An 18,689-nucleotide genomic window follows, 5' to 3' on the forward strand; every position below is an offset into this window, starting at 1 on the left:
TTAATCACAAAAAAAAAACGCCTCTCCTCTGGAAAGACGTTCATCCTTTAGATTTTATACCAGCCCATTCCCATTGCGCCTTCGCCCAGATGCGTCCCGATGACAGGGCCGAAATAGCCAAGGCTGAACTCCACATTCGGGAATCGCGCTTCAAGCTCCGTTTTCCATTCTGTCGCTTCCTCTTCCCGCTTGGCATGGATGATGACCGCTCTATACGGGAGCCCGCTTGCCGCGTCTTCACCGAGTAAATCCGCAATCCGTTTCATCGCTTTCTTTCTCGTGCGGATTTTTTCAAACGGTACGATGACCTTGTCGACAAAGTGAAGAAGAGGCTTCACTTGAAGGAGACTTCCGATCAACGCTTGAGCACTACTAAGTCGTCCGCCACGTTGCAGATGGGATAAATCATCTGCCATGAAATAGGCCCGGACGGACTGCTTCATTTCCCGGAGCCTCGCCATGATTTCGTCTGCAGATTTGTCATCAAGGGCCATCTGTGCTGCTTCAAGAACATAAAGCCCTTGGACCATGCAGCTGATTTCGGAGTCAAAGGCATGGACTTGAATGCCTTCAACCATGTCACCGGCTGCAATGGCCCCTTGGTACGTCCCACTTATCCCACTCGATAGATGAATCGAAATGACATCGTCGTAATTCTGCTTCAGTTCTTCAAACTTCTCGACAAACAAACCAATCGGAGGCTGTGAAGTGGTCGGCAACTTTTCTTGCTTTTTAACTTCTTCATAAAATTCATCTGCGGTAATATCCACTTCTTCCCGGTATGCCTCATTCGAGAAAATCACATTAAGCGGCATCATATGTATATGTAATCGTTCACGCATTTCCTTAGGTATATATGCAGTGCTGTCTGTTACGACTGCCGTTTTCATAGTATAGTACCATCCTTAAACATATTTACTCTCTGTACTTATTCAACATTCTATAGGAAAAAGCCTTTATTTGCATTAAATAGCTTTCCTTTCTCCTATGATTGTCATGATAAGTCAAACAAAAAAGCCGGCCCTCCCTACGCGATGCGTAACGGAAGAACCGGACAAAATCATGAATTCATTTATTTCACTTCGACCCAGCCGTTTTTGATAGCCATGACAACGGCCTGCGTACGGTCATTTACATTCATTTTCTGAAGAATGTTACTTACGTGGTTCTTGACGGTTTTCTCACTGATATAAAGCGTTTCACCGATGGCACGGTTACTTTTTCCGTCAGCTAGAAGTTGAAGGACTTCACACTCGCGTCGAGTCAACAAGTGAAGAGGTCTTCTGATTTCCACAGCGTATAGGGAATCGCGATCAGCGCCTTCTTCAGCGGCCAAACGGCGATATTCCTTGACCAGATTGTGCGTCACTTTCGGGTGAAGGTATGAACCGCCTTCAGCAACAACACGAACTGCATCGATCAATGCATCTGCGTCCATTTCTTTTAACAGATAGCCTTGTGCTCCTGTTTTCAATGCATGCTGTACATAGTTTTCATCATCATGAATCGATAAAATGATGACCTTTGTATCTGGATAACGTTGTACAAGCATCTTCGTTGCTTCTACCCCGTTCATATTCGGCATGTTGATATCCATGATAACAACGTCTGGCTTGTGCTCTTCTACGAGGTCCATAGCCTCGCTTCCGTCATCGCCCTCGGCGACAACGTCAAAGGATGATTCAAAATCTAAAATACGCTTAACGCCTTCGCGGAAAAGCTGATGGTCATCGATAATGATGATACTTGTCTTCAACGGCTTCTTCCTCCTAATTTCTATTTAAATGCCTCTGCATTTGGATGTTTATTTTAATTGATAAGGGACTTGGATCAATACCAACGTTCCTGCCCCCGGCTGCGAGTCTATCGTCATACTTCCTTCGAGGAGCTCGACTCTTTCCCTCATTCCGACTAAGCCGAAAGAACCCTCTTTTTGGATGGCCGCATCGAACCCTTTTCCATCATCTTTAATGACGACGGTCACTAGCTCTTTGGAAATGGATAGTTTGACACTAATATGTTTGGGCTGAGCATGTTTTAATGAATTCTGCACGGCCTCTTGCACCAGCCGGAACAAAGCGACCTCCATATCGGAGGGAAGCCTTATGACTTGGCCCATATTGGCAAAATTCAGACGCACGCCGCTATTGATATTATAGTCTTCGGTTGTTTGTAGATATTTTCTGAGGGTAGGAACGAGTCCTAAATCATCAAGCGCCATAGGACGAAGATCATAAATGATTCTGCGCACCTCATATAATGCATTACGCACCATGACTTTTAAGCTGCGGATTTCCACAAGTGCTTCATCAGGACCTCTCTCCCGTTGGACACGTTCAATTAAATCCGAACGCATCATGACATTGGCGAGCATTTGTGCCGGACCGTCATGAATTTCCCGCGAGAGCTTTTTGCGCTCCTGCTCCTGGGCTTCGATGATCTTCAAGCCGAAGTCTTGCTTACGCTTAGCTTCTTGCAGGGCTTCCCCTACAAATTTCAAGTCCTGGGTTAAATAATTCTGTACAACAGAGATTTGCGAGACAAGATGTGCGGCTTTATCAATCGTCTGTTGCAATCCTTTTATTCTGAGTTCCAGTTCATCCCGTCTATTACGAAGCTCTTTTTCAAGCTGCCTATTCATTTGTAAATCGACTTGCAACTTATGAGCCCTTTCATACGCATCGCGCACCTGTTCCTCAGAAAAATGGTTGAAGTGCATACTGACTTCAGAAAGCCTTTTTCGAGCAAATCTTGCTTTAGAATCCAGTGAATCGCTGTCATTTATCATTATCGCAACTCTTACTTTCACATCTTCAAGCTCTTTTGTCAGTGATTCGAAATCTTTGCGACATTGCTCTTCAATATCAAATACTTCATTCCGGCTTTCACTGACCGTACTTACCATTGTTTCTAAGATCTTGTCCAATGCTTTAGCATCAACCTTGTGTATGGACATCAAGATCCCTCCACTTAAATCAACACACTTTAACCATGTTGTTGTCATTTAGACTATGTATACGGAAAACGATTCATTTTCCTAATTCATGAATGTTTATATTACAGCAGGAAACATATAAGAAGAAACCTTCATGAACATATTGTACCAAAAAAAGAAGAAAAATACGTTACTTTCAATAATGGATTTACACAAAATATACATATTTAGCATACTTCGAGCTCATTGGGCTGATACAGAATTGAGGATGAACGGCCCACTTGTAAAGATAAGAAATCTCATTATCCCATACAACTTATCCTAATCAAATAAAATTGAATATTCTACACCCTTAATTATTATACGAAACAGAAAATTACTAAAATGGCATAATTCCTTATATGCATGAACTCTATCAGGAAGAGTCCAGAATATCGTCCAAAACGCATTGATTTAGCCATAAAGATATTCTTTTAAGCATAAAAATACAACTACGAAAGATTTACAGTCAATAAAATTAATTATAACACGTACAAATTTTTCTTATATTAAAGTTTCTTTACACATGTTTAATTTACGTCAAACTTCGTTGCCACAATTCGAGCTAAGACTTATAATTAATCGATTATATAGAAAGAACGAAGGTGAAAAAGTCATGCTCCCTCATTATTTAACGGTAAAAGGACGAGGGGAACACGAAATCGTCATTGAAAAATCCCGGTTCATTTCCCATGTCGCCCGAGTCGAAACAGAAGAAGCAGCACAGGCCTTTATTCAGGAAATAAAGAAACGACACAAAGATGCAACTCATAATTGTTCAGCTTATATGATCGGCGAACAAAATCAAATCCAAAAAGCCCTCGATGACGGTGAACCAAGCGGAACGGCAGGCGTACCCATCCTTGAAGTCCTTAAGAAGAAAGACCTCAAAGATACAGCCGTCGTGGTTACGCGTTATTTCGGAGGCATCAAGCTCGGTGCGGGCGGTCTCATCCGTGCTTATAGCAAATCCACTTCAGAAGGAATCAATACAACAGGTGTGGTCGTACGGAAACTAATGCGTGTGATGTCCACAAGCGTCGAATATACATGGCTCGGAAAAGTGGAAAATGCACTACGCTCCTCTATTTATCAAATGAAAGATATCCAATACCTTGATCAAGTCATTATCCATGTTTATGTGGAGGAAGGGCAGAAGCAGGCGTATATAGATTGGATGACTGAGCTGACGAATGGCCAGGGACGTATAGCCGAAGGCGAAATTCTATACTTGGAAGAGGAACTCATGTAGGACAATCCATTTCCTTTTTTTACTATTTTTCACGTGAAAAAGAAATATTTATTTTACGAATTCATGAAATCCATGTAAAATTAACTGTAATGCTTGACGATATATTGAAGGATTCGAAGAATAGCGATTTGTACCTGCTATTTAAAAGGAGAAGAAAAGATGTCTACTACTAGACGTGTTTATAAAATTAAAAAAACGAAGAAAAAACGAAGAAAAAGGCTTTGGCTATTTCTCGTCCCCCTATTGGTTCTCGCTTTAGGTGCCACTACGTATGCCGCCAGTTTATATGTGAAGGCGCAAAACGTGTTCGATGGCTCCTACGACCCTGTTGAGGCTTCAGCGAAGCGGGATGAAGTGGTAGACCCGCTCGAAGATAATTTCTCGATCCTGTTCATTGGTATCGATGACAGCGAAGAACGTGACTATCAAGGGAATTCCCGCTCGGATGCCTTGATCTTGGCTACATTCAACAAAGATCAGAAGTCGATTAAGCTTATGAGCATCCCACGTGATTCATATGTGTACGTACCGGAAAAAGGCGTGACCACGAAAATCAATGCGGCCCACGCGGCAGGCGGTCCAAAAGCCACGATGGCAACAGTTGAGAATTTGTTTGATATTCCGGTTGATTACTATGTCAGAATGAACTTCAAAGCCTTCATTGATGTCGTCGATTCGCTAGATGGCATCCAAGTCGATGTACCTTATGAAATGTATGAAATGGATTCACATGACAAGAAGAATGCCATTCATCTAAAAGAAGGATTACAGACTGTTGATGGGGAAGAAGCATTGGCCTTTGCCCGGACACGGAAGAAGGATAGCGATATCCAACGTGGCGAACGTCAGCAGGAAGTCCTGAAAGCCATCATCTCCAAAGCTACTACGGTCGGTGCCTTGACGAAATACACCAATGTAATGGAAGCTGTAGGCGACAACATGACAACCAACCTTAAATTTTCACAAATTAAAGGCTTCATCAAATATGTGACGGGCGACAATGGCCTTAATCTAGAAACGGTCAAGCTCGAGGGTACCGATTCAACCATTAACGGAACGTACTACTACCAATTGAACGAAACCTCCGTTGAAAACATTAAAACGCTGTTACAATCCCACTTGAACTTGGGACCAACGAAGGCTAGCAGTCAAGCGAATGCCACTGAATCACAGATTGAATAAAATAACCCCCACATCCATGGATGTGGGGGTTATTTTATTCACCGGATAATTGTTTTCTTTCCCTTTTAATCGGGGTTTCCAAGATCCGTTTCAGGATTCGTTCATTATTATTCGTATCGATATACGTAAAGATTAACTCTTTTCGTAAAGCTACATCATTTCTTTCCTTCAATCCGTTTTTAATGATTTCTTCCAGCTTGATTAACAGGTCTTCCTCCGTATAGACGACATCCCCTAAGAACGTCTCTTCTATCGGTCTCAAAATGCCATTCGCGAAGAATACATCTTGATCGAAGTGATAATAGATCACCGGTTTTCCCAACAAGGTAAAATCAAATGAAACAGATGAGAAGTCCGTAATCATGACGCTATTTTCTTTCAATAGATCCTGTACAGTCCTCGTTCCTAGTTCCACCAATTGAATTCTGGATGTTTCGAATTGCACATTGTCGGCCATGAATTCCTGCATCCGATAATGAGGATAGAAATTAAGCTTTAAATCATGTTCCTCAAGCAATGATTGCAACTTTTCAGATTGCAAAAATCCAATATATTTATGGAAATAAAGGGAATTCATGAGCTTATTTTCCGTCGTGATCCATTCACGCCACGTTGGAATCAAAAGGATTTCCCGTTTAGGATGGTGATTTTCCTGTAACTTATCAAAGCGGGACAGACCTGTGACGATGACTTCATCCTCTAGGTACCCGAATTCTTTTACGACCATTTTCTTCTCATGCTCTGATGAAACGACGAACAAGTCGAATGGGTATTTATAGTATTTCTTATGGTATTCCACGTTTTTCCTACCCAACACTCCATGCTGAAGAAAGACCTTATGCGCTTTTTGATAATTCTTCATTTTGATTCCTTTAAAGGGAAGGAAGTATTCCAGATCATGTGTTCCAATCAATTTAGTGGCCCGTAAGCACTTTTCTATATGCTCCCGGCTACCGATATCAAGAACATGGTCGAGGTCTTCCAGACGTTCTTTATCCTTCGCCTTAGGATCGATGGCATAATAGACTTCTCTTTCAGGATAGTTATCTCTCATGAATTTGAAGAATTGGTACCCATTATCTTGAGCCGTATCCGGCCGTTCGCCGACGATCCAGATCTCTTCGTCCGTTTCTTTCATCTGGAATTCTTGAATCTGATTATACATCTCTTTTTCATATAAGAAGCTTTCTAGCTTCAAATTCCCTTTAGGGGTGGTCGTTAAATGATATTCAACTACATGATCCTGATCCTGTTCCCCTTGTAAGGTCAATAGGACATGATCTTTAAAGTAATCAAACTCCTTTAAACCGAGTTTAACTTTACGATAAAACTCTTCCCCTTTTAAAACGATGAAGAAATCGATGATCCCCTTGAATTCCGATACAAGTTTACCCAATTCCATAACGGGAACCTTACATATAAACCCGTTGTTTTCTGGGTCGTCGCCACCAACCATCTCTAATGGCAACTCGAAGTATTCTTCGGAATGACGGTTCGTCAAGCAAAGGTTAAAGTCGCAGGTTTCCGTACTGTTTGGAATATCGAATAGGGCGTTTCCTTCAATGACAAGTTGATCATGATCCACATAGAATGTGTGGGCATCCCGGTGAAAGGGCATTTTAGCGAACCTAAAGGAAAGGTTACCGTACATGGTCGGGTAGAATTCCCCGAAATAGTACTCATCCAGAAAATGCGTTTTGTATTGGCTATCCAATTCCAATGCTGTTTCTTCCTCATCCAGTTTGACCCTAATATTATAAAACGAAGAATCCTCCAATTTATGACTCAAGTAGGCATCCAACTTCTGAGACCACTCAAGGGAACCATCATGGAACCTTTCTAACTCGATAGACGTATGTATGAACACGATTCCACCTTTGTTGGAAAGCGTAACGGGGACATCCAAGAATTCATTCGATTGTCTTTCCCGTAAGCGAAAGTAGAAATCGTTCTCTTTCCCAGCAAAAATCTCCTGGAATACCGATTGTTTGAATTCAAAGGACAGCTCTACTACCTTCTCTTGGAAATCAGCTACAATCTTATTGGCCATTATATTGATAAGGGAGGTCTTTGCTGAGAGTTTCCCTTTCTTCGATTCCACTTTAACAAGTACGGCATCTTTATAACGTGGGACTTGGAATGTACAAAGCTCATTTTTCTCCTGTAAATCACTCACATAGCATGGATAAAAATACTCATCGTTTTCATGTACAACCATAATCGATAAATCCCACTTGCCTTTTGGGAACATCGGATATAAATCCATATTGATCTTCGCATTGAAGTCATTTCCTTCAATAGTTAAAGGCGCTTTAAGATACATCCCATTCTTTTTCTTGAATGCAAAGAAATAATCTGCATCAGGGAAGTTCCCTTTGAAGAACTGGTGGTGGATTTCCCCGTCCACAAGGATTTCCTTCCCGTTATAATTCACGGAATGAACGACATTCGGTATATCATAAATGGCATTGATTTTGTCTTTAAATCCGACTCTCAAAAAGACTTCGTTTTCTTTACTTACATTCAAGACGAACATGTACTTATTTGATTCAAAGAATGAGTTCACTTTTTGCTCTTGATAATCTCTTTTCAATTGAAGGCGCGATGACTTTCCTTCTACATTAATAAACAAATCATAGTTCCGCTTTTTCTTTTCTAGCTGAAGTTCTTCTTTTTTTATCGTGAAAGCATATGTATAAAAATCAGCAGCAGTTTCCACCAGCTGGCCTACTTGTTGATGGACCTTCACTTTTTTTCGATTATGTAGGTCAAGTGAAACGGTCGCTTTCTTTGGCTTTGGCACAGACTCATTAGTTATTTCGACATAGAATTCCACTTCGCTCGGATGGTCGATGACTTTAGCCAAATTGGCAACCGGTGGATTGTCAGGCATATTCGCTCTTGATAGTTTCCCTTTGATCTTCTGTATATATGAATTAAGCACAGAAAAAACCCCCTTTGTTTTATTATATATGATTGAACGCATATCGTTCACGTCAGTTATGATTTTCCTAAAATAACAAAAGGCCTCCAAGCAAACGTATTTGCAGATACGTTATGGAGGCCTTTTCTATTCATCCATCAAACTTATTCTCCATATTCAGTGGCACATAAAAAGTTATGATTTATTTTTAAAGTTAAGCATTTTTAACAGCGGCTGATAATCGGAACCGACCAGCCCGATTTTCTCGACCAATATCTCAATGAGCACGAGGATACCGGCTACAAGTATCAACGCTCCCCATAATGTCGCAAAGGAGAAGATGATCGCAGCGAGTCCAAAGCATGCTGCTAATGCATAAATGAGTATAACCGTCTGCTTATGAGTGAAACCTAAGTTCAATAAGCAATGATGTAGATGCGATTTGTCAGCTGCCGAAATCGGTTGCTTATTGACAAGCCGGCGAATGATCGCAAAGAATGTATCCGAAATGGGAACACCCAAGATGATGATCGGGACAATCAAGGAAATCATCGTGACGTTTTTGAATCCAAGCAAGGAAAGTACCGCGATGATATACCCGAGGAACAGGGCACCTGTATCCCCCATGAAAATCTTTGCCGGGTGAAAATTGTATTTCAAGAACCCGAGGGTGCTACCAATGACAATCAAGGCAATCGTCGCAACAAATAAATCTCCTTTGATAAGGGCCATCGTCGCGATGGTCACCAAAGCGATCGTCGAGACCCCACCTGCAAGTCCGTCCAGGCCATCAATCAAATTGATGGCATTGATGATGCCGACAATCCATAAAATTGTGATGGGGATACTGAAAATCCCAAACTCAAGCTTATCCGTGAAAAATGGAAGATTGATAAATTCCACTTCAAGGCCGCCCCATAACACGATGATGAGAGCAGCTAAAATCTGGCCTAAAAACTTAGGCGCAGCCCTTAATTCATATATATCATCCGCAATACCAATCAAAATGATGACAAGGGCGCCGACCAACAGTGGCAACTGCCCTAAAAAATCATCCGTGAAAACCAGTACAGTAATTAAAAAACTCAAGAATATCGCCAAACCACCCATGCGTGGCATAATTTTTACGTGAACTTTCCGCTCATTCGGTTTATCGGTTGCTCCAAGTTTAAAGGCGAGTTTCCCGACAAATGGAGTCAAAAGAAGAGATAAAAAGAATGCTACAAATAAGGCCCCTATTAACATCAAGAACCACCTCTATTCAACTTAAAATCTAATACCCTAATAATCTATAAAACAAACTATATATGTCATTACTTAATTTTTATTCATCCTCAAATAAATATTATATATGTTTTTAGCTAAAATCTCTATAGGAAAGTTGTTTTTTGCAAATTTTTGTAAATTAGTTCCTATCTTTGTCAACTTTCCGTCTTTTTTCAGGATGATGGCCTCGCGGATGCTTTCCGTAATCTCCTGAACATTGCCCACCTGGGTAATCCAACCATGTTCTCTATCGGGTATGAGTTCCTTCACTCCACCGACATCACTTGTAAGGGCCGGCAATCCAGCTCTCGCCCCTTCCAATAGAACAAGCGGAAAACTCTCGCTTATAGAAGTCAGCAAGGTCATATCTGCCAAAGGATAGAGCCTTTCCATATCATCACGGTACCCTAAAAAGAACACATGGTCAGATAATCCCTTATCCAAAACCACCTGTTCTAATGCACGCCTTCTTCTACCATCTCCAACAATCAAGAGCCTTATATGAGGAAAATCCGAAACCATGTCAGCTACTGCTTCCAAGGCGAATTCATGCCCCTTCACCGGTTCAAGCCTGGCTGTCATGATCATGACGAAATCATCCGCTTCCAAACCGAACTTCGCCCTTTGATAAGGTTCGTCTATGTTCTGTTCAAAATTTATGCCATTCATAATTTTCGTGATTCTGGTGGGTGATATTCCCTGACCAGTCAATTCATCTTTAAATTCATTGGAAATCGCCAATAGATGATCCGCTTGCTTTAATGACAATAGATGCAAGCTTGTATAGAGCTTCCCTTTTAACCCCATCCCTAAAAAATCATAAGCAGGGGAGCTGTGTACAGTAAGGACCCACGGACATTTTACCAACCGCTTTAAAAGCACCCCGTAAATATTAGCCCGTGGTCCATGGGTATGAATGATGTCTATATGATGTAGACGGATAAAGTTCCGTAAAGGTTTCAATATGGTCAAATCAAATTTGGATCGTTGCCTGAAAATTTCGGTTTGAATGCCAGAAGCCACTGCCTGACGATACAATTCCCCTTCTTCAAACACGCCAAGCAGGCACTCTTCTTTATTTAGTTGATTCAGCAAGGACAGAATATGAAACATACCACCGCCGGTTTCATTTCCAGCGTTAAGGTGCAAGATTTTCATCCAGTCCACTCCTTATTGTTTAGGAACGCTGTACCTTTCTCCTTATCCGCCTGACCTTCCATACGAATTGTGGCAACACCAGCATCCGCTTCCATCGGGAAGGCTCCTGAATCAGCCGGTACATCCATTCAAGACGCATTTTTTGCCATACAACGGGAGCCCGGTTCACCTTCCCTGCGAGAACATCGAAGCTTCCGCCGACTCCCATGAAAAGCCCTTTCTTAAACAAGGGATAGTGGAGCGATGTCCACTTTTCCTGCCGTGGGAAGCCTAAGGCCGTCAAAACGATGTCCGGTTCAAGATCCGCTATCGATTTCGCCAAGGTTTCATCCTCAATATCAATATAACCGTGATGATGGCCGACCAGGTTTAGTCCAGGATACTGCTGTTGGACTTTGGCGGCCGCTTTTTCAATCACGGATTCCTCCGCCCCCAATAAATACACTTTAAGTGCTTGTTCATTGGCAATGGAGAAAAGTTCATTCATCAGGTCGAACCCTGTAATTCGCTCCTGTAGTGGCTGATCCAGCCATTTGGACGCCATAATGATACCTATGCCATCCGGGGTAATGTAATCCGCGTTCGTAATGATATCCTTATAATCCTGATGTTCATTTGCATACTCCACAATTTCGGGATTTGCCGTTACGACAAACGTTTTTTCTTGATTTCTCATTCTTGGATACAGCATCTGATTTATAAATTCATCCATATTCGTATCTATAAAGGGAATCGTTAAGATTTCCACAAACTTCTCGCTCATATTTTTTCAGCCTTTCATATGTACTATATATTTAGAGTGTCGGGAATTATTCAAAGTTTTTCTCATACACATCTTATAACGGAACCTTCATGCAAAGGTGGTTTTTCGTCGTTGAAGCTTCTTGAAAAATATTCACTGCCCATTCTGATCGCGTGCCTACTCTTCCCATTAGCCATGCCTAATCCGATTGTCGGCTACGCCGCAACCGCAACGATGGTCGTTTTTGCATTCATCCATAAAAAACATCTGCTATTCATTCTATTCTTATACTTCCCTGCCCGACCCTTATTCATGGAACTAAATAACGGATTAACCTATACCGGTGACCTCATCATCCTCATTTTATTTCTTTCTGTGCTGATTGAAAAAGTGAAGAATAAAGAGTGGCCCACCGCAAACTATCATTTTACAATTCCATTTTTGTTGTTCTGCTTAGTAGGTGTAATCGCCGCGTTCATAACCGGTGTGAATCTCATTCCGATTTTATTTGAACTACGGGCATTGCTCGTGACCTTCTTGCTCCTCTACATTATCGGTGAACTACATCTAGAAAGAAAGGATATCTTACTCTTTTTAGAGGGGATGCTCCTATTTGCGGTCGCACTTTCCATTCACGGTTTAATCGAGAAAGGTTTCTCGCGCACGATTCTCATTCCTGACAGTTGGAGCGCATGGGATCTCCCTCCGATAAACAACATGAGAATTTATGGAGCAGCAGCCAATCCCAATGTATTTGCCTTATTTTTAGGGATTCAGTTCTTTTTTAGTTTCTTTCGCTTCCAAGCTGCCAAAAAACATAGAGTCTGGATCTTTCTTTCGTCCGCCCTGATATTCGGGACCTTATTATTCACCTATTCCAGGGGTACGATGATTGCATTCGGGATGGCCTCTCTCCTGTACATCATCCTGACAAAAAACAAACCGCTTTTTCTATATGGGTTGGGTTCATTCCTTTGTGGCTTGCTTCTCATTTACTTTCCCATTTCATTCACATCAAGCAATGATGATCTGTCCGCTTCCGTTCCTGTCGACACGATGATGATAGGGAGCCTACCTCCCGAAGGTGATCAGGCCCTCTCCAAGCGGTTTTCGGAGATTTACTCTGATGAGAGCTTAAGCCAGAGTACAGAGTGGGGTCGGTTATATGTGGTGATCAAAGGAATGGAGATTTTCATGGACCATCCTGTAATCGGTACAGGGCTTGCGACTTTCGGAGATTCCGCCACCCTTTCCTTTTCATCGCCGATTTATCAGGAATACGGAATTGGCGAAAACATGTATACAGATAACCAATACATCCAGGTTCTGGTCCAGACCGGCCTGCTCGGCTTGGCGGCCGTTTTCGGATTTGTTTTTTTAACCTATCGCACACTACTTCACAGCAGCAACCGGTCGACGGCCACCTTCACCATCTGCCTATTGCTGGCAGCGCTTATAGCCGGACTTTTTTATAATATCCTTGAAGATAAGACATTTACACTCTTCTTTTATAGTTGTTTAGGCTTTTGTTTACAAAAGGACATCTTTTCAAAGGATTGAACCTATGCCTGCACTTTCACATGTTGTTAAATCGGTAGGAATCGTCACCATCATCGGTGCCATTGGAAAAGTCCTGGGCTTTGGGCGGGAATCCATCATCGCCGCGTACTTCGGTGCATCATCGACGGCCGACATCTTCTTTGTCGCGAGCCTCATTCCGACCATATTATTTACAGCACTCGGCAGTGGCCTTCAAGCGGGTGTCATCCCCATCTATTTGGAGAAAAAAGAGAGAAACCCAAGAAAAGCTGATGAATTCATCAGTGTTTTGGGCTCCTTTTTCGTGATGGGTGCCATCATCCTGACCCTCCTCTGCCTTCTCTTCACAAAGCCGCTCGTCTGGATGATAGCCCCAGGGTTCACGGGTTCTGCTCTCGAATTAACGGAAGTATTGACTAGGATCATGCTGCCAAGTTTACTGTTTTTCACGCTTGCCCACATGGCAACAGGAGTGCTGCAAGCCAATCAGCGTTTCCTGCTTCCCGCCTTCACGTCAACGGCACACAATACGGTGATCATTGTAGCCACAGTCTTATTCGCAGCACCCTTTGGTGTGAAAGGATTGGCCTGGGGATTTTTAATCGGGGCCGCCAGTCAATTCTTGATTCAATTCCCGGCATTAAAAAAGGACCATTTTTACTTGGTATTTTCTTTCAAATCACATAAACGGGAAATCATTGAGGCATTGTCGATGTTTTACCCGATCATCATCGCGGCATTGGCACTCCAGCTGAATAGTGTCGTCGACCGGATCATCGCGACCTCACTTGAGTCAGGAAGCGTGTCGGCCCTTAACTATGCAAACCGGCTGCTTTGGCTGCCACTGAGCATTGTCCTTACACCCATCATTACCGTACTGTATCCTTCCATCGTCGGTCGCGCCCTTGAAAGTTATCGTGCTTTTCTCACTCTTACTTTAAAAGGGCTGAAGGCAATTGCCTTTTTATCAGTCCCCTTCATGATCGTCATGTTGGTCAGTGGGAAAAGCTTGATCGCATTTGCCTTTCAACGTGGTGCCTTTGATGCGTCCGCAACAGACACCACCTATGCCGCTTTCTTCTTTTATGCGGCAGCCCTTCCCTTTTTTGCAGCGAGGGATTATTTGATGAACGCCTTTTACGCCTTGAAAAAAACGAAAATGGCGATGTATTCCTGCTTGAGTGCCGTTTTACTGAATATCCTGCTCAGCTGGGTGCTATCGCGTTTTCTCGGTGTCGGAGGAATCGCCCTTGCAACCGGCCTTTCGATGCTTCTCCAATGTATCTTCCTGTTCGGCTTGCTACACGTGAACACGGCAAAAGCGGATGCATCCTTATTCACTGACATTCTACAAGAGATGGGCAAGCTTTTTGTCATGGGTAGCATCATCTACAGAATCGCTTCATGGATTCATCCATATAGTATAGAGTTTCCGATTTTCCTTGAATTGAGTATGATCACGGCTCTCGTATTCGGAGGATATCTCCTTCTATCCTTGCTATTTAAAAGCAGCAGCCTGCAGATTTTAAGAAATATCCGTTCAAGAAATTAAAGAATTCCATTGAAAAGAAAGGATCATCGTATGAACATTTTGATGACAACGATATTTTCCTATCCCCATGAGGGAGGCCTGTCCAGTCACATCACGACGTTGAAAAGCGGCTTAGAATCGATGGGACATACGGTGGATGTTTTATCCTTCTCGCACTTGCCGCCATTCAGGAAAACGCTTCTTGCAAAAGCCCCTGGCTTTCTATTGAATTCAATGAAAAAAGGAAGCGGACAGCTGTTTAACGACCGGCAACGGATGAAGTTATTGACTGCAACCATTAAAAAATCAACGAAAAGGTACGACATCATCCATGCCCAGGATGTCTTTGCGACCCTTGCTTCCATTGAAGCCGGAATCCCGACGATCCAAACGGTGCATGGATATTATTCATTTGAGGCAATTAGCAGGGGCGCCATTTTCGAGAACAGCGAGGAGGACTTACTGCTTCAAGAGTATGAAAGAAAAGCTTATCGTTCAGCGGCAAAAGTCGTGACGGTCGACCGGCGCATCAAGGAATACATCGGCCATGCTGCACATGTCGAGGCCACCACGATCAAAAACTTCATTGATGTCACTGCTTTCAAACCCAATACGTCCAACCGGGAAGACACGCAAAAACGATTCCTAATTCCTTCACATAAAAGGATGCTTCTCGTCCCAAGGCGGATGACGGAAAAAAACGGTGTCATCTACCCCCTTCTCGCTCTTCCAGAAGTGCTGAAAAAGCATCCTGATACGGTGTTAGTCTATGCCGGGACAGGGGAGCAACAAAGCAAGCTTGAAGAAACGGCAACAAAGCTTTGTCTGCAAGAGTCCGTGCTCTTCCTCGGTTCTGTTCCCTATGAGAATATGAATAACGTGTATGGCGCTTCTGATATCGTCCTCATCCCGAGTGTCCATTCACACGGAGTGGAAGAAGCCACCTCCATTTCAGCCTTAGAAGCAATGGGCTCCGGGTCACCCGTCATTGCCAGCATGATCGGCGGACTTAAAGAAATCATTACAGATGGGGAAGACGGACTGCTAGTGGAAGAAAAGAATCCCGTGGAACTCGCTCAAGCCATTACAATGCTGCTTAACGATTCCTCCCAAGGCGAGAGGCTCGCCATAAAAGCCAGAGAAAAAATCGAGCTGGAATACTCTCATCTAACAGCCGCCAAGCATTTTATGGACGTGTATCAAGAAGTGCTCGACACAAAAACAGGCAGACCCAAGTTTTGAGCCTGCCTGTTTTTTATACTGTTGCTTGACTGCGTTTTTCCATTTGCTCTTCGCGATATTTTTTTTGTTCCTTTTTGGACATCGCTTTATATTCCTTCAAGAACGTTTCATATTGTGGCATGACTTCTTTCATCGTGCCATATGCTTTAACTTCCCCATATTCCAGCCACAATGCCTTCGAACAGAACTTCTTCATCTGACCGATTGAATGGCTGACGAAGAACATCGTTTTGCCTTTTTCCTTGAATTCATTCATCTTTTCCAAGCACTTTTCAGCGAAGTTTTTATCGCCGACCGATAAAGCCTCGTCAATGATCAGGATATCCGGGTCGATATGGACCGAAATGGAGAATCCAAGTCGTGACTTCATCCCGCTTGAGTAGGATTTTACCGGTTGATTGATGAACTTGCCCAGTTCCGAAAACTCGATGATTTCAGGCTCCAGCTCACGGATTTGCTTTTTATCGAATCCGAGCATCAGCATTTTCAATTCGATGTTTTCTCTCCCGGTCAATTGATTGTTAAGACCGGATGATACGGCGATCAACGCCGTCTTACCATTGGTCACGACGTTTCCATCCGTTGCCGGTACGATTCCGGCAATGATATTCGATAACGTGGATTTCCCGGAGCCGTTGACCCCGACAAATCCGATGACGTCACCTTTTTCCGCTTCAAAGCTAACGTTTCTCAGCGCATAATACTCTTCCCCATAGCTTTTGGGCAAAAGGAGGTCGAGAAGCTTTTCCGAGTTTTTATTATATAATTTATATTTCTTCGTTACGTTTTTGACAATTACCGATTTTTCCAATATCTCACTTCCAGTTTACTTAAAGTCAACAAAGCGATCTCTAAATCTAACATGCAGCGAGGAACCTATCAAAAAGAAGACGAGTACGACTGCCCAGAAATAAAGTGTGTATTCCCAATGACCGATGAAGTACCATGATTCCCCCAACAACGAAGCGCGATACCCTTCTACTATATAGTATAGGGGATTCAGCTTCATAATACTGACGATTGTCGGATGCTGGGTGGCATCTAGTATCCAAAGGATGGGTGTTAAATAAAACAAGATTTTCATCAATGACTGGATCATATTGTGTACATCACGGATGACAGTTGATAACGTCGAGGTGATCAATCCGAACGAAAACAGCAACGCTACCGTCGCAACGATGTAATATGGCAGTTGAATGATGTAAAACGTCGGGACATATCCCGTAAACGCTAAAAGGATGATGATGACTACCAGTAACATAAAGTGCTGATACAACTTCGCAAAAATAACATAAGAAGGAATGACACTCATGGGAAAGTTCATCTTGGACACCATATTCAATCTCGAATAGATCGATTTGGACGCCTGGGTCGTGGCTGGGTTCACGAAGAACCAGACAACGATCCCCGCCATCAGCCATGGTAAGAACGGATGGCCATCCACATCTTGACGATTGAAGATCCCGAATCCGAACACGAACCAATAAATCGCAATCTGAATCATCGGATTGATGATTTCCCAGAGGATTCCCAGGTAGTTATTGCTGTTGGCACTTTTCATTTCATAGGCTGACAAGCGTCTAACCAAATAAAAATTATTGATTTGTTCTTTTAAAACGGTCAAAGCTGAACTCATATATTACACAGACCTTCCTAAAAACACTTTTTCTACGATACGGCGTGAAGCCTGACCATCCTCGAGTGCACAAAACTTCTCATGGAACTGATCCAACTCTACGGGCTTCTCCAATTCCATCGCCTTGATGCTTTCAATGACAGCATCCGACGACCTTACTAACGGACCTGGTGCGGTCCCTTCAAAATCGAAATAAAACCCGCGAAGCTTGTCCCTGTATTTTTCAATATCATATACATAGAACAACATCGGTCGCTGTAAATTTGCGTAATCAAAGAAAACCGATGAATAATCCGTTATTAATAAATCTGAAATGAGATACAAATGGCTGATGTCCTCATAACTCGATGCATCGTAAGCAAAGCCTTGATAAGCCGACAAATCCAAGTTCTCGGAAATCAAATAATGAAGACGGAGTAAAATGACATACTCATCCCCTAATTCCTGTCTCATTTGATCCAAATTCAGCTTTATTTCAAACTTATATTTTCCTTTGCTATAAAACTCATCGTCTCTCCAAGTGGGGGCATATAAAATGACCTTTTTCTCCACCGGTAACCCTATCTTCTGTTTCAATGAGTCGATTGTATCACGATTATTCCCATTATACAGTAAATCATTGCGTGGATAACCGGTTTCCAGAATTTTAGAAGGGTCGACATTAAAAGCGCGCGCAAAAATCTCACTGGAATAGGCATTCGGAGAAATCAGATAATCCCATTTGCTTGATTCAGCATGGAAATTCTCTTTATAGCTCTCCGTCGTCGTCCCAGGCATATGGACTTCCTTCATATCTGACGCAAGTTTTTTCAATGGCGTACCATGCCAGGTTTGCAAATATACGGTGTGCTTAGGCTTTGGAATCCATAGCGGCATCCTACTATTCGTCACCCAATAATGGGCACGCGTCATCTTAAGCAACCACCCTACCGAAAATCGTTTGAGGTGGGGAATGCCCGCCTCTTCAAACAGCGCCGTATACCTTTTGTCGACACTCCAATACATTTTATATTCAGGATGGTTACTCTGCAAGTATTCATATATCGCACGCGGATTACAGCTGTATTGTTTGCCTAAAAAGCTTTCGAAAATAACAAGCTTTTGATCGACCGGCAGCACTTTCCCCGCCAGAGTGAAAGCCAATTTATATGCGTTGGTGAGTAACCCCTTCACCTTTCTTACTATCGATGACATACCCTTCTCCTTTCAAAAAAAGAGCCGGCTGGTAGACAGCCGGTTTATTC

General features: G+C 42.7%; 14 protein-coding genes and 1 pseudogene. 5 read left to right on the forward strand and 10 right to left on the reverse strand.

Annotation, left to right across the window (positions count from 1 at the left end; translation table 11 throughout):
* Positions 1-47: 47 nt before the first annotated feature.
* The 3 genes from ACIQXR_RS05210 to ACIQXR_RS05220 form a co-directional block, all read right to left on the reverse strand.
* On the reverse strand, positions 48-890 hold the full coding sequence (locus ACIQXR_RS05210) for a DegV family protein (RefSeq protein WP_403079621.1): 843 nt from the start codon (positions 888-890) through the stop codon (positions 48-50).
* 182 nt (positions 891-1,072) lie between these two features.
* Positions 1,073-1,756: a response regulator gene (locus ACIQXR_RS05215; RefSeq protein ID WP_402870571.1), complete on the reverse strand. Its 684-nt coding sequence runs from the start codon at positions 1,754-1,756 to the stop codon at positions 1,073-1,075.
* A 48-nt stretch (positions 1,757-1,804) separates the two neighbouring features.
* Positions 1,805-2,956: a sensor histidine kinase gene (locus tag ACIQXR_RS05220; protein WP_402870570.1), complete on the reverse strand. Its 1,152-nt coding sequence runs from the start codon at positions 2,954-2,956 to the stop codon at positions 1,805-1,807.
* A gap of 634 nt (positions 2,957-3,590) precedes the next feature.
* Here ACIQXR_RS05220 and ACIQXR_RS05225 point away from each other — a divergent pair.
* Positions 3,591-4,226 carry a YigZ family protein gene (locus ACIQXR_RS05225; protein ID WP_403079623.1) on the forward strand — a complete coding sequence of 212 codons (636 nt, stop codon included), beginning with the start codon at positions 3,591-3,593 and terminating at the stop codon, positions 4,224-4,226.
* A gap of 159 nt (positions 4,227-4,385) precedes the next feature.
* A complete protein-coding gene (locus tag ACIQXR_RS05230) occupies positions 4,386-5,408 on the forward strand; it encodes an LCP family protein (RefSeq protein WP_402870567.1) in 1,023 nt (340 codons plus the stop codon).
* 34 nt (positions 5,409-5,442) lie between these two features.
* Here the strand turns inward: ACIQXR_RS05230 and ACIQXR_RS05235 are convergent, their stop codons facing one another.
* From ACIQXR_RS05235 to ACIQXR_RS05250, 4 genes are all read right to left on the reverse strand, one after another.
* A complete protein-coding gene (locus tag ACIQXR_RS05235) occupies positions 5,443-8,352 on the reverse strand; it encodes a CDP-glycerol glycerophosphotransferase family protein (protein ID WP_403079624.1) in 2,910 nt (969 codons plus the stop codon).
* A 174-nt stretch (positions 8,353-8,526) separates the two neighbouring features.
* Positions 8,527-9,576: a glycosyltransferase family 4 protein gene (locus tag ACIQXR_RS05240; protein WP_402870561.1), complete on the reverse strand. Its 1,050-nt coding sequence runs from the start codon at positions 9,574-9,576 to the stop codon at positions 8,527-8,529.
* 72 nt (positions 9,577-9,648) lie between these two features.
* Positions 9,649-10,755, reverse strand: coding sequence for a glycosyltransferase family 4 protein (locus ACIQXR_RS05245; protein ID WP_403079626.1), 1,107 nt, complete (start codon positions 10,753-10,755; stop codon positions 9,649-9,651).
* Between the two features lie 19 nt (positions 10,756-10,774).
* On the reverse strand, positions 10,775-11,518 hold the full coding sequence (locus ACIQXR_RS05250) for a WecB/TagA/CpsF family glycosyltransferase (RefSeq protein WP_402992086.1): 744 nt from the start codon (positions 11,516-11,518) through the stop codon (positions 10,775-10,777).
* A gap of 111 nt (positions 11,519-11,629) precedes the next feature.
* On the opposite strand from ACIQXR_RS05250, the gene ACIQXR_RS05255 reads away from it, so the two are divergent.
* The 3 genes from ACIQXR_RS05255 to ACIQXR_RS05265 are packed head-to-tail and all read left to right on the forward strand — an operon-like array spanning position 11,630 to position 15,809.
* Positions 11,630-13,057, forward strand: coding sequence for an O-antigen ligase family protein (locus ACIQXR_RS05255; RefSeq protein WP_403079628.1), 1,428 nt, complete (start codon positions 11,630-11,632; stop codon positions 13,055-13,057).
* A gap of 4 nt (positions 13,058-13,061) precedes the next feature.
* Complete coding sequence (gene murJ, locus ACIQXR_RS05260) at positions 13,062-14,588, forward strand: murein biosynthesis integral membrane protein MurJ (protein ID WP_403079630.1); 1,527 nt, start codon at positions 13,062-13,064, stop codon at positions 14,586-14,588.
* A gap of 30 nt (positions 14,589-14,618) precedes the next feature.
* Positions 14,619-15,809, forward strand: a complete 1,191-nt coding sequence (locus ACIQXR_RS05265; protein WP_403079632.1) for a glycosyltransferase family 4 protein — start codon at positions 14,619-14,621, stop codon at positions 15,807-15,809.
* 13 nt (positions 15,810-15,822) lie between these two features.
* Here ACIQXR_RS05265 and tagH read toward each other — a convergent pair whose 3' ends face one another.
* From tagH to ACIQXR_RS05280, 3 genes and pseudogenes are all read right to left on the reverse strand, one after another.
* Complete coding sequence (tagH, locus tag ACIQXR_RS05270) at positions 15,823-16,620, reverse strand: teichoic acids export ABC transporter ATP-binding subunit TagH (protein WP_403079635.1); 798 nt, start codon at positions 16,618-16,620, stop codon at positions 15,823-15,825.
* Positions 16,621-16,635: 15 nt separating this feature from the next.
* Positions 16,636-17,445 carry an ABC transporter permease gene (locus ACIQXR_RS05275; protein ID WP_402870544.1) on the reverse strand — a complete coding sequence of 270 codons (810 nt, stop codon included), beginning with the start codon at positions 17,443-17,445 and terminating at the stop codon, positions 16,636-16,638.
* Positions 17,446-17,448: 3 nt separating this feature from the next.
* Positions 17,449-18,651: pseudogene (locus tag ACIQXR_RS05280) on the reverse strand (CDP-glycerol glycerophosphotransferase family protein); the annotation flags it as partial.
* Positions 18,652-18,689: the final 38 nt, after the last annotated feature.

The sequence above is a fragment of the Peribacillus sp. NPDC097224 genome (assembly GCF_044761985.1).
GTDB lineage: Bacteria > Bacillota > Bacilli > Bacillales > DSM-1321 > Peribacillus.

Excerpts from the sequence above, each read along its gene's own strand:
- ACIQXR_RS05225 (WP_403079623.1), top strand. The coding sequence starts at position 3,591 with ATGCTCCCTCATTATTTAACGGTAAAAGGACGAGGGGAACACGAAATC.
- ACIQXR_RS05265 (WP_403079632.1), top strand. The coding sequence starts at position 14,619 with ATGAACATTTTGATGACAACGATATTTTCCTATCCCCATGAGGGAGGC.
- ACIQXR_RS05275 (WP_402870544.1), bottom strand. The coding sequence starts at position 17,445 with ATGAGTTCAGCTTTGACCGTTTTAAAAGAACAAATCAATAATTTTTAT.
- murJ (WP_403079630.1), top strand. The coding sequence starts at position 13,062 with ATGCCTGCACTTTCACATGTTGTTAAATCGGTAGGAATCGTCACCATC.
- ACIQXR_RS05220 (WP_402870570.1), bottom strand. The coding sequence starts at position 2,956 with ATGTCCATACACAAGGTTGATGCTAAAGCATTGGACAAGATCTTAGAA.
- ACIQXR_RS05240 (WP_402870561.1), bottom strand. The coding sequence starts at position 9,576 with ATGTTAATAGGGGCCTTATTTGTAGCATTCTTTTTATCTCTTCTTTTG.
- ACIQXR_RS05210 (WP_403079621.1), bottom strand. The coding sequence starts at position 890 with ATGAAAACGGCAGTCGTAACAGACAGCACTGCATATATACCTAAGGAA.
- ACIQXR_RS05250 (WP_402992086.1), bottom strand. The coding sequence starts at position 11,518 with ATGAGCGAGAAGTTTGTGGAAATCTTAACGATTCCCTTTATAGATACG.
- ACIQXR_RS05245 (WP_403079626.1), bottom strand. The coding sequence starts at position 10,755 with ATGAAAATCTTGCACCTTAACGCTGGAAATGAAACCGGCGGTGGTATG.
- ACIQXR_RS05230 (WP_402870567.1), top strand. The coding sequence starts at position 4,386 with ATGTCTACTACTAGACGTGTTTATAAAATTAAAAAAACGAAGAAAAAA.